At 58.6% G+C, this 10562-nt stretch carries 12 protein-coding genes; 1 reads left to right on the top strand and 11 read right to left on the bottom strand.

The annotated features are described in order from the left end of the window. The 6 genes from AACS24_RS19535 to acs form a co-directional block, all read right to left on the bottom strand. A partial coding sequence (locus tag AACS24_RS19535) for a sodium:solute symporter family transporter (protein ID WP_441296536.1) occupies window positions 1-603 on the bottom strand: 603 nt, incomplete at its 3' end. Continuing rightward, entirely contained in the window at window positions 593-856 is a 264-nt protein-coding gene (locus AACS24_RS19530; protein ID WP_108571724.1) for a YhdT family protein, read from the bottom strand. The genes AACS24_RS19535 and AACS24_RS19530, both read right to left, overlap by 11 nt. A gap of 162 nt (window positions 857-1018) precedes the next feature. Beyond that, a complete protein-coding gene (gene accC, locus AACS24_RS19525) occupies window positions 1019-2359 on the bottom strand; it encodes an acetyl-CoA carboxylase biotin carboxylase subunit (protein ID WP_033114123.1) in 1341 nt (446 codons plus the stop codon). A 15-nt stretch (window positions 2360-2374) separates the two neighbouring features. Further along, a complete protein-coding gene (gene accB / locus AACS24_RS19520) occupies window positions 2375-2833 on the bottom strand; it encodes an acetyl-CoA carboxylase biotin carboxyl carrier protein (protein WP_108571716.1) in 459 nt (152 codons plus the stop codon). Window positions 2834-2869: 36 nt separating this feature from the next. Beyond that, a complete protein-coding gene (gene aroQ, locus AACS24_RS19515; protein WP_041207949.1) occupies window positions 2870-3319 on the bottom strand; it encodes a type II 3-dehydroquinate dehydratase in 450 nt (149 codons plus the stop codon). A 286-nt stretch (window positions 3320-3605) separates the two neighbouring features. Next, window positions 3606-5552: an acetate--CoA ligase gene (gene acs, locus AACS24_RS19510; protein ID WP_041207951.1), complete on the bottom strand. Its 1947-nt coding sequence runs from the start codon at window positions 5550-5552 to the stop codon at window positions 3606-3608. Window positions 5553-5722: 170 nt separating this feature from the next. Between acs and AACS24_RS19505 the strand changes: the two genes are divergently transcribed. After that, window positions 5723-6001, top strand: a complete 279-nt coding sequence (locus AACS24_RS19505; protein WP_108571715.1) for a hypothetical protein — start codon at window positions 5723-5725, stop codon at window positions 5999-6001. A gap of 57 nt (window positions 6002-6058) precedes the next feature. Here AACS24_RS19505 and AACS24_RS19500 read toward each other — a convergent pair whose 3' ends face one another. The 5 genes from AACS24_RS19500 to AACS24_RS19480 all read right to left on the bottom strand — a co-directional run bounded on the left by AACS24_RS19500 (window position 6059) and on the right by AACS24_RS19480 (window position 10535). Continuing rightward, entirely contained in the window at window positions 6059-8464 is a 2406-nt protein-coding gene (locus AACS24_RS19500) for a sensor domain-containing protein (RefSeq protein WP_375124332.1), read from the bottom strand. Between the two features lie 187 nt (window positions 8465-8651). After that, window positions 8652-9020: a hypothetical protein gene (locus tag AACS24_RS19495; RefSeq protein ID WP_033114129.1), complete on the bottom strand. Its 369-nt coding sequence runs from the start codon at window positions 9018-9020 to the stop codon at window positions 8652-8654. Window positions 9021-9024: 4 nt separating this feature from the next. Beyond that, complete coding sequence (gene torD / locus AACS24_RS19490) at window positions 9025-9690, bottom strand: molecular chaperone TorD (protein ID WP_108571713.1); 666 nt, start codon at window positions 9688-9690, stop codon at window positions 9025-9027. A gap of 122 nt (window positions 9691-9812) precedes the next feature. Then, window positions 9813-10211, bottom strand: a complete 399-nt coding sequence (locus AACS24_RS19485; protein WP_033114131.1) for a GFA family protein — start codon at window positions 10209-10211, stop codon at window positions 9813-9815. A 27-nt stretch (window positions 10212-10238) separates the two neighbouring features. Beyond that, window positions 10239-10535: a hypothetical protein gene (locus tag AACS24_RS19480; RefSeq protein ID WP_033114132.1), complete on the bottom strand. Its 297-nt coding sequence runs from the start codon at window positions 10533-10535 to the stop codon at window positions 10239-10241. Window positions 10536-10562: the final 27 nt, after the last annotated feature.

Genomic DNA, 10562 nt, shown 5'->3' with positions numbered 1-10562 from the left:
TGCCAGCAGGGCGCCGGTGCCGATCAGCATGATGATCCCCTGCAGGGCATCGGTCATCACCACGGCGCGAAAACCGCCGATGATGGTGTAGAGCAGCACGCAACTGGCAAACAGCATCAGCCCCTGCTGGTAGGAGAGGCCGGTAGCGGTCTCCAGCAGGCGGGCGCCACCGATAAACTGCACCACCATGGTGGCGATAAAGGCGAGGATGATGGTGACCGAACCCAGCACCACCACCGCCTTGCTCTGGTAGCGTGCCCACAGCATGTCGTTGATGGTCACCGCATTGACCCGACGGGCGATGATGGCGAACTTCTTGCCCAGTACCCCCAGGGTCAGCCAGACGGTGGGCAGCTGGATCATCGCCAGCAACACCCAGCCCAGACCAATCTTGTAGGCCGCACCCGGCCCACCGATGAAAGAGGAGGCCGAGGTGTAGGTCGCCACCAGGGTCATCGCCAGCACCAGCCCACCCATGCTGCGGTTGCCGATGAAGTACTCCTGCACGAAGTTGCCGCCGGCGCGGTGGCGACTGGCCCAGAAACCGACCCCCAGTACCAGCACCAGATAGATGAAGAGCGGCAGCATCAACTCAAGATTCACGGGCGGGCTCCTTCTGCGGGCTGGTGTGGGTATCGAGCGGGATATCCACGAAGAGGCGATTGACCATCAGGGCGCAGAGGATGATGAAGATAAGTGGCATCACCATGCAGCTGAGCAGGAACCAGAGCGGGATGTCCCACAGCTCCAGATGGACTGGGATGAAATAGGCGGTGCCATACCAGGCAAAGAAGTAGAGCAGGGTCAGCAGCAGACAAAAAGCGGCTTCCCGGCGGGCGAGAGCGAAACGGTTCACCTTGGCCTCCGACAAATTGAGGGGCGCAAGGATAACAAAAAAGGGCCATGTCGCCATGGCCCTTTTTCAGCAGAGGCTTCTTGCGAAGCCGCCTCCCGGCTGGATTGCGGATAAGCAGCGGGCTGCTATCCGGCCGGAAGTGATTGTTCTGCCTGCGAGATCTTACAGACCCAGCTTCTTGTGCAGGTAGTGGATATTGGTACCACCGTGCTGGAAGTTTTCGTCTTTCATGATCTCTTTTTGCAGCGGCACGTTGGTCTTGATGCCCTCGACCACCAGTTCGTCCAGCGCATGGCGCATGCGGGCGATGGCGATGTCACGATTCTCGCCGTAGCAGATCAGCTTGCCGATCATCGAATCGTAGTGGGGCGGCACCTTGTAGCCGGCATAGATGTGGGAGTCCCAACGCACGCCCAGACCACCCGGGACGTGGAAACTCTTGATCAGGCCCGGAGAGGGCATGAAGGTGGCCGGGTCTTCGGCGTTGATCCGGCACTCGATGGCGTGGCCATGGATGCGGATATCCTGCTGGGTGATCGACAGGGGCTGGCCAGCGGCGATGCGCAGCTGCTCCTTGATCAGATCGACGCCAGTGACCATCTCGGTAACCGGATGCTCCACCTGGATACGGGTGTTCATCTCGATGAAGTAGAACTCGCCGTTTTCGTAGAGGAACTCGAAGGTGCCCGCACCGCGGTAACCGATCTCGATACAGGCGCGTACGCAGCGCTCGCCGATGAACTTGCGCATCTCGGCGGTGATGCCCGGAGCCGGAGCCTCTTCCACCACTTTCTGGTGACGTCGCTGCATGGAGCAGTCGCGTTCGCCCAGATAAATGGCATTGCCCTGACCGTCAGCCAGCACCTGGATCTCGATGTGGCGCGGATTCTCCAGGTACTTCTCCATGTAGACCATGTCGTTCTTGAAGAACTGGCCCGCTTCGGATTTGGTCAGCGCGATGGCGCCCGCCAGTTCCGCTTCGTTGCGCACTACGCGCATGCCGCGACCACCACCGCCACCGGCGGCCTTGATGATCACCGGATAGCCGATGCGCTTGGCAATCGCAGCATTGCGTTTGGCGTCGTTGTCGACGGGGCCGTCAGAGCCCGGTACGCAAGGTACGCCAGCCTTCTTCATCGCCTCGATGGCGGAGACCTTGTCACCCATCAGGCGAATGGTCTCGGCACGCGGGCCGATGAAGACGAAACCGGACTTCTCGACCATGTCGGCGAAGTCGGCGTTCTCGGAGAGGAAGCCGTAACCCGGGTGGATGGCAACGGCACCGGTTACCTCGGCAGCGGCGATGATCGCCGGCACATTGAGGTAGGAGTCGGTACTGGCCGGCTTGCCGATACAGATGGATTCGTCGGCCAGCAGCACATGGATGAGCTCCCGGTCGGCGGTGGAGTGAACGGCCACTGTCTTGATCCCGAGCTCTTTACAGGCGCGCAGGATCCGCAGGGCAATTTCACCGCGGTTGGCGATGACTACTTTATCCAACATGGGTGGCGATATCCCTTATTCGATGATGAACAGTGGCTCGTCGAATTCGACGGCCTGACCATTTTCAACCAGGATCGCTTTGATCACACCGGCCTTGTCAGACTCGATTTGGTTCATCATTTTCATGGCTTCGACGATGCACAGGGTGTCGCCGACATTGACTTGCTGACCCACTTCCGCGAACGGCTTGGCATCCGGGCTGGAGGAGCGGTAGAAGGAGCCGACCATCGGGGAGCGCATCAGGTGACCGCTCGGGGTGGCATCTGCGGCCGGTGCAGCGGCAGCCGGAGCAGCAGCAACAGGGGCGGCAACCGGAGCAACAGCCTGTGGCATGATCATCTGCGGTGCGGCAGTAACCTGACCTGCGAAGTTGCGGCTGATGCGAACGGACTCTTCACCTTCGGAGATCTCCAGTTCGGCGATGCCGGACTCTTCAACCAGTTCAATCAGCTTCTTGATTTTGCGGATATCCATTAGCATTCTCTTTCTTCTTTATCTGATCAGTGATTATCAAGCCGCGCGCAGATGGCGCACGGCCGCGGTTAAAGCGAATTGGTAGCCATCGGCCCCCAGACCACAAATGACCCCTTTGGCGACATCAGACAGATAGGAGTGATGACGGAACGGCTCCCTGGCATGGACGTTTGACAGGTGCACTTCGATAAAGGGGATGGCGACACCCAGCAGTGCATCGCGGATGGCGACGCTGGTGTGGGTGAAGGCGGCCGGATTGATGATGATAAAATCCACCTGGCCCATGGCCTGATGGATGCGGCTGATCAATTCGTGTTCGGCGTTGGATTGCAGATGTTCCAGAGTTACACCGAGTTCGCTGGCGTTGAGCGTCAGATCGGCGACGATTTCATCAAGCGTCTTGCTGCCGTAGATACCCGGTTCCCGCTTGCCCAGCAGATTCAGATTCGGTCCGTTGAGCAGGAGAATGCGGTGATTTTGCGACATATTGAGTACATCCTCGATGATAATGCTGCTATCTATCAGCTATCTTGTGGACTACCAGAAATCTAGCCATTTTCTGCGCAAATCGGTGTGCCCTGGCACACAGATTTCGCAATTATATTGATTTCGTGAAAATTAGCAGCATTTTACTGGTCTAATCTCTACATCTGCCTATTTATTGAGCTTCCCCGCCCCGGGAGCGAGGTTCCGGTAGTGCAGGCTGTTTGCACCGTCCCGAAAACAACAAAGCCGGCACGAGGCCGGCTTTGAAAGTGAGTTGGCAGAGGGATCAGGCTGCTTCCGATTTCTCGCGGATCAGCTTGTCCACTACCCCCGGATCCGCCAGGGTGGAGATATCCCCCAGACTGTCGGTCTCACCGGTGGCGATCTTGCGCAGAATTCGCCGCATGATCTTGCCGGAACGGGTTTTCGGTAGTCCCTCGGCCCAGTGGATCACATCCGGGGTAGCGATGGCGCCGATCTCCTTGCGTACCCACTCCTTCACCTCTTTATGCAGCTCGCGGCTCGGCTCTTCGCCGGCAATCAGGGTGACGTAGGCATAAATACCCTGACCCTTGATCTCGTGCGGCACCCCCACCACCGCAGCTTCGGCGATCTTGGGATGGGCAACCAGCGCCGATTCAATTTCGGCGGTACCCATGCGGTGGCCGGAGACGTTCAGTACATCATCCACTCGTCCGGTGATCCAGTAGTAGCCATCGGCATCGCGACGGGCACCGTCGCCAGTGAAGTAGCGGCCGGGGAAGGTGGAGAAGTAGGTCTGCTCGAACCGTTCGTGATCACCGAACACGGTGCGCATCTGACCCGGCCAGGAGTCGGTGATCACCAGATTGCCCTCGGTGGCGCCTTCCAGCGGCTCGCCCATATTGTCGAGCAGCGCCGGCTGTACGCCGAAGAACGGCTTGGTGGCTGAACCCGGCTTGAGGTCGGTCACACCGGGTAGCGGGGTGATCAGGATGCCGCCGGTTTCGGTCTGCCACCAGGTATCGACGATGGGGCAGCGCTCATCGCCTATGGTGCGGTAGTACCACTCCCAGGCTTCCGGGTTGATGGGCTCACCCACCGAGCCCATGATACGCAGGCTCGAACGCGAGGTGCCGGTCACGGCCTCGGTGCCTTTGGCCATCAGGGCGCGGATGGCGGTGGGGGCGGTATAGAGAATGGTGACCTGGTGTTTGTCCACCACCTGACTCATGCGGTTGGTGGCCGGGTAGTTGGGCACCCCTTCGAACATGATGGTAGTGGCACCGTTGGCAAGCGGCCCGTAGACCAGATAGGAGTGACCGGTGACCCAGCCCACATCGGCGGTACACCAGTAGATGTCCTCTTCGTGGTAGTCGAACACATATTTGAAGGTGAGGGTGGCATAGACCAGATAACCGCCGGTGGTGTGTAGTACCCCCTTGGGTTTGCCGGTGGAGCCGGAGGTATAGAGGATAAAGAGCGGATCTTCGGCGTTCATCGCCTCCGGCGGGCAGTCACTGCTGACAGCTGCGGTCGCTTCGTGCCACCACACATCGCGATGGTTGTGCCAGGCAACATTGCCGCCGGTGCGCTTGAGCACGATCACCTTGCTGACCTGGGTATCCGGGTTGGTGAGCGCTTCGTCCACATTCTTCTTGAGCGGCACGGCGCGACCACCACGCAGCCCTTCGTCAGCGGTGATGACGATGCGGGAGCCGGAGTCGATGATGCGGCCGGCCAGCGCTTCCGGCGAGAAGCCGCCAAAGACGATGCTGTGTACCGCGCCGATACGGGTGCAGGCCAGCATGGCGATGGCGGCCTCGGGCACCATGGGCATATAGAGGCAGACCACGTCGCCGCGATGAACCCCTTGGGCTTTCAAGACGTTGGCAAACTTACACACTTCGGCGTGCAGCTCGCGGTAGGTGAGTTTGCGATCTTCGGCGGGGTTGTCCCCTTCCCAGATGATTGCGACTTTATCACCCCGTTCTGCGAGATGGCGATCGAGGCAGTTGGCGGAGACGTTGAGCTGGCCATCTTCAAACCATTTGATGGAGACATGGCCCGGATCGTAGGAGGTGTTTTTTACCCTGGTGTAGGGCTTTATCCAGTCGAGGATTTTGCCCTGTTCACCCCAGAAGGTATCGGGATCCTCGACGGAGGCCTGGTACATGGCGGCGTAGTCGCCCTTGTCGAGCAGGGCGCTGTTGCTGATATGGGGTTTGACCGGGTAGACCTTGCTCTCGCTCATCACTCACTCCTTTGAATACATTTTTTTAATGATTAAGTAACAACTTATACCTTTGGCGGGTGGGGGCAATTAGACTTTTGGATAGACGGCAATATTTGGTTACAGGGTAGTCGATGACAATTAATCAATGAGTCGGTAAAAAGGGGCGTGTTGATTAATTGGAGGTCGTCATGTTTTCCCTGTTGCTCTGTGCATCCCTCTGGCAGTTTGATGCGCCAGTTCCTGCTGGCGAACCTCTGAAAGAGTTCGAGATCACCCATCAGGAGTCCTCACCTGCGCTGCGGGATCGGGTGGCCGATCAGCTTGGTCATGCATGGCAGGCCAAAGATCCCGGCACCAGACTCACCTTCAGCGAGCCTGTCCCCCGTTATGCTGGCGAATCACCGCTGACGCGCATGCTCAATGACCGTGATGATGGTTGGGAATCCCGCTTGCAGATTGAGTGGTAATCCGGTTGGCAGCCAGGAGGCGGATGCCTCCCGGTTGGTGATAATGACTGTCTGCCACTATGAGTGCATGCGTTGATGCAGGTGGTCGCCCATATGGTTGACGTGCAGCGGTTTGCTGAACAGATAGCCCTGTCCTTCGCCGCAGTTGAGTGATTGCAGGAAGGTATACTGGGCCCGCGTCTCGATACCCTCGGCGGTGACCTCCATATCCAGACTGTCGGCCAGATTGATGATGGTGCGGCAGAGTTCCCGGCTATTCTTGTCCTCCGGCAAGGCCTGTACGAAAGCCCGATCGATCTTGATGCGATCGATGGGCAGGGTTTTCAGCAAACTCAGTGACGAGAAGCCGGTACCAAAGTCATCGATGGCAATCTGAACACCGAGACTTTTCAGACGGGTAAAGAGATCCAGACTCTGTTCGACCCGCTGGATAATGCTCTCCGTCACCTCGATCTCCAGCCGCTGTGGCGGAAATCCCGTTTCGCTCAGAATGGCAGCCACCCGCTCCACATAGCCGGGAGATCGCATCTCCCGTACTGACACGTTGACCGACATCCGTGGGACGGGCAGGCCGGCGGCCAGCCAAGCCTGGCCTTGCTCGCAGGCATGGCGCATCACCCACTCGCCAATTTTTTCGATGAGGCCGCACTCCTCGGCAACCGGAATAAAACGGGCCGGGTTGATCATCCCTTCATTCGGGTGTTGCCAGCGTAGCAGGGCCTCCAGACCACTCAGGTGACCATCGTTCAGATCGGTCATGGGTTGATAGAAGATACAGAGCTGTTCCAGCTCCATCGCCTTGAGCAACCCCTGTTCAATCTGCATCCGTTCACGGGCCCGTGCCGCCATGCTCGGGGTGTAAAACTGATAACCGTTGCGTCCCTGGCTTTTGGCTTCATACATGGCGCTGTCTGCCGCGCTGACCAGATTTTCCGGTGTTTCGGCATGATCCGGATACATGGCAATGCCGATACTGGCCGAAATGGCAACCAGCTCATGGTCCAGCTCTACCGGTTCGCGCAGCGCGGCGAGCAGCGTATTGGCCAGAGCAGACAGCTCGTCGGGATGTTCCAGATAGGGAATGAGTACCAGAAATTCATCACCCCCCAATCGGGTGGCCAGATCGTTTTGTTGCAGGCAGCCGTTGATCCGTTCGGCCAACCGCTTGAGCAGTTGATCGCCGACCCCATGGCCCAGGCTGTCGTTGATCAGCTTGAAGCCATCAAGATCGATGAAAAGCAGCCCGAGGCGAGTGTGATTGAGCTGCGCAGTTTTGAGTTCAAGGGCCAGCCGCTCTTGCAGCAGATGGCGGTTGCCAAGTTCGGTCAGTGTATCGTGATAGGCAAGGTGGTTCAGTTCGGCCTCTACCTTGCGGATAGCGCTGATGTCGGAGAGGGCAATCACATAATGCGTCGTGTTGTTGAAACTGTCGTAGACGGCGCTGATCTGCTGCCAGGAGGAGAAGTAGCTGCCATCCTTGCGCAGGCAGACCATCTCGCCATGCCAGGCGTGGTTGCCGGGACGCAGGTTATGCCAGGGATAGTCATGCTCCATGTAGCGCCTTGGGTGCATGATGATGTCCGGCGTTCGTCCTGTCACTTCCTCGGCATCATATTGGGTCAGCATGGTAAAGGCCGGGTTGACTGAGATGATACGCTGTTCGCTGTCGAGGATGATGATCCCCTCAGCCGTGGTATCGAACACCACGTTGGCCTGATGAAGCCGCTCCTCCTGGCGGCGACGGGCTGTGGCATTGTGGATCACACCCATTACTCGCTGACCGACCGACTCGGTGGCGGGCACATGGTCGGCATGAATATCGACCCAGTGACGCTCTTGCTGGGGGGTTAGATAACTCAGAGTGAGGTGGATGGGCTCCCGCCCCAGCAGGGCCGACTTGAGCTGGCGCGCAGATTCCGGTTCAAAGCAGTCGACAAATGTCTGCAAGCCCCCGCGAAAGCGGTTGGCCGGAATGCCGAGAAGAGGCTCTATCTGACCGTCGAACAGCATGCGATCTTCCTCTACATGCCACTCCCACACTCCTATCTGGGCCGCTCGCATCGCCAGTTGCAGCCGCTGCTCGGTTTCATACTGCTCGGTGATGTCACGCACAATGGCAAGGATACCGCTCAGCTCTCCTTGCTCATCGCGCATCGGGCTGTAGGTGGCCTGCCAGCGACGATAGTTGCTGTCGTGGGCTGCAGTCTGGCCGGTGATGGCGATATCGACGTAGGGAATGCCGCTGCGCATGATCTGCTGAAACATGGGTTCCAGAGTCGGCGCCAGTTTCGGAACGACCTCCCGCAGGTGTTTGCCCTGATGCTCCTCGATGGTTTTGCCATTGATGTCGGCCAGCACCTGATTGACCTTGCGATAGCGAAACTCCCGATCGAACACGCCGATGCCCAGCGGCGCAGTGCCCATGAGCTGCTCCAGCACCGAATGATCGGAGAGCTGTGTCATGAGAGCATCGGTATCGTTGCTGAGAGGTTTTCTGTCCATGATGGCCCCGGCATTGACTTATCTGTCATTAACATCGTCTCTGAGTATGGCACGAACTCTCTGACGGGGAGCCAGGCGAGATAGTTACAGCCATACAACGTGCAAGGGGATTGACAGAAATAGAGGCAGGTTATTGAAAGAAAAAGGTTTATCCCTTCTGGCGGCCAAAGGCCTGAACGCCGCGCACAAACACCAGCCAGCCGAGCAGGTGGAAAGGCAGGGCCAGCGCATAGAGTTGCAGCCAGTGGGCACTGCTGCCGCTGCTCTGGATGAAGTCAATCCAGGCTGCCAGCAGGGCCAGCATGCCGGCTATCTGGAAGCGGCGGCGCAACACCACCTCGACACCGAGGTTGGAAAGATAGAGGGTCAGCAGGATGCCGGCAAAGCCGGTGAGCTGGGCAGTACCGTAGAGGTCGCGATCCGGATTGAACAGCAGGGCCGCGAGAGGGGTAATGCCCTGATCCTGCGGGATCAGGGCCAACAGCCAGCATGCAATCAGAAGCAGGGCTGTTTTCATCGGTTTAGCTGGCCTGGGCCGGCTTGACCAGAGTCAGGTAGTTGGCATCCATCTTGAGGAATACCCCCAGCAGACGGGCACTGGCGCCGTAAAAGCCAAACTGGTCGGCGGCGCGGCAGGCAGTTTCGAACTTGTCGAACCAGCCCAGCAGGTGGCCGTGCAGCAGCGCTTCCTGTTCGTCGAGCCAGTTTTCCCGCTCGGCTGCACTCTTTGCTTCCGCCGCGCGGATGATGAGATTGCCCATCAGGTCCAGCTCGATGGCCAGATGGTCGGCAGGCTCTTTGTATTTGTCGCTGACATTGATGCCGAGGCGATCGAGGCGGGCCTGCATCTCGGCCATCGGGGCTTGCATCAGCAACTTGGCATCGCCACGGTAGAGGGACTCGTAGGGCAGGGCACCCTGCTTGGGATCCACCAGAAACAGGCCAGCGAAGTCGGCGGCGAGTTCCTGTTGGCGATCCTGGCGCACCAGCAGGCGGGCGATGGCATCGTTGAGTTCGGCCACGGCGTCGCGCATCGGATCCAGGGTCGAGAGGCTTTTCAGGAAGCTTCGCACATCATAGGTGTCATATTCGGCGATCTGCTCATCACTGAGTTCAGCGGCGAACAGGGTGGAGAACCACCAGTAGAGTTCGGCCCGGCGTTCGCTGGTAGCCATAAAGTCCTGCATTTTTCCTCCGTAGATGGCAATCGGGAGCCTTGATGGCCCCCGATTCTAACGACTTTAAAAATAAAGGAAACGTTGCGGGTCGCTTTGCGCCACCCCGGCGTACTTATGGCAGGTCGCCCGCGTCAGGGGCGAGTCTCGAACTGCGGACAATCATCGCCAATCTGATGCCAGGGCGCTTTGGATCCGACAAAGATATGGAAGTTGGGGCTCTGGGTCGGCACATCGTCGAGGATCCCCAGTCGCAGGTTGATCTTGCCGCTGCTCTGCTTCTCGCTAAAAAGGCTGGATCCGCAATTGCGGCAGAAGGCGAGGGTGGTCTCGGCCGATTTGCGGTAGCGTGTCAGCGCCTCCTCGCCCTGTGTGACGGTGACCTTGCTGCCATCCAGTCCACCGACGGATGCATAGTCGGAGCCGGAAAACTTGCGGCACTCCGAGCAGTGGCAGTTGCCCATGTAGTCGAACTGGTCAGGCAGGGTGAGGTGGATGGCACCGCAGAGGCAGCTGGCGTGTAACTGTTTCATTATCTGTTCCTTGTGCCATTTGGCACATCAGAGAGAGTGGGTATCGTCATCGCGAAAGAGCACCTGCTTGCACTTGGAACAGACCCATTCGCGACGATAATCTGCCAGATGTACCAGCCCCACTTCCATCAATTCGTGATGGCCGCAGTGGGAACAGAAGATGATGTCGCCATCGACCGCCTCCGGGTGGATCGCCAGATACTCCATCTTTGTCGGGAGCTCCTCCCACGCGCTGGTGGGGATATGCTTGCGCTGGCTGGTGTAGTAGACCCAGTAAAACAGAAAAAAGATCGCCAGGATCAGAAAGGTGAGCAGATGATCCATCTTCAATTCCTCCGGTTAGGTGCAGCC

Origin of the sequence: Aeromonas sp. HMWF016 (genome assembly GCF_963878195.1) — a bacterium.
Classification (GTDB): Bacteria; Pseudomonadota; Gammaproteobacteria; order Enterobacterales; family Aeromonadaceae; genus Aeromonas; species Aeromonas lacus.
The sequence above is the reverse complement of the archived record's forward strand: the minus strand, read 5'-3'. Positions and strand labels throughout refer to the sequence as shown.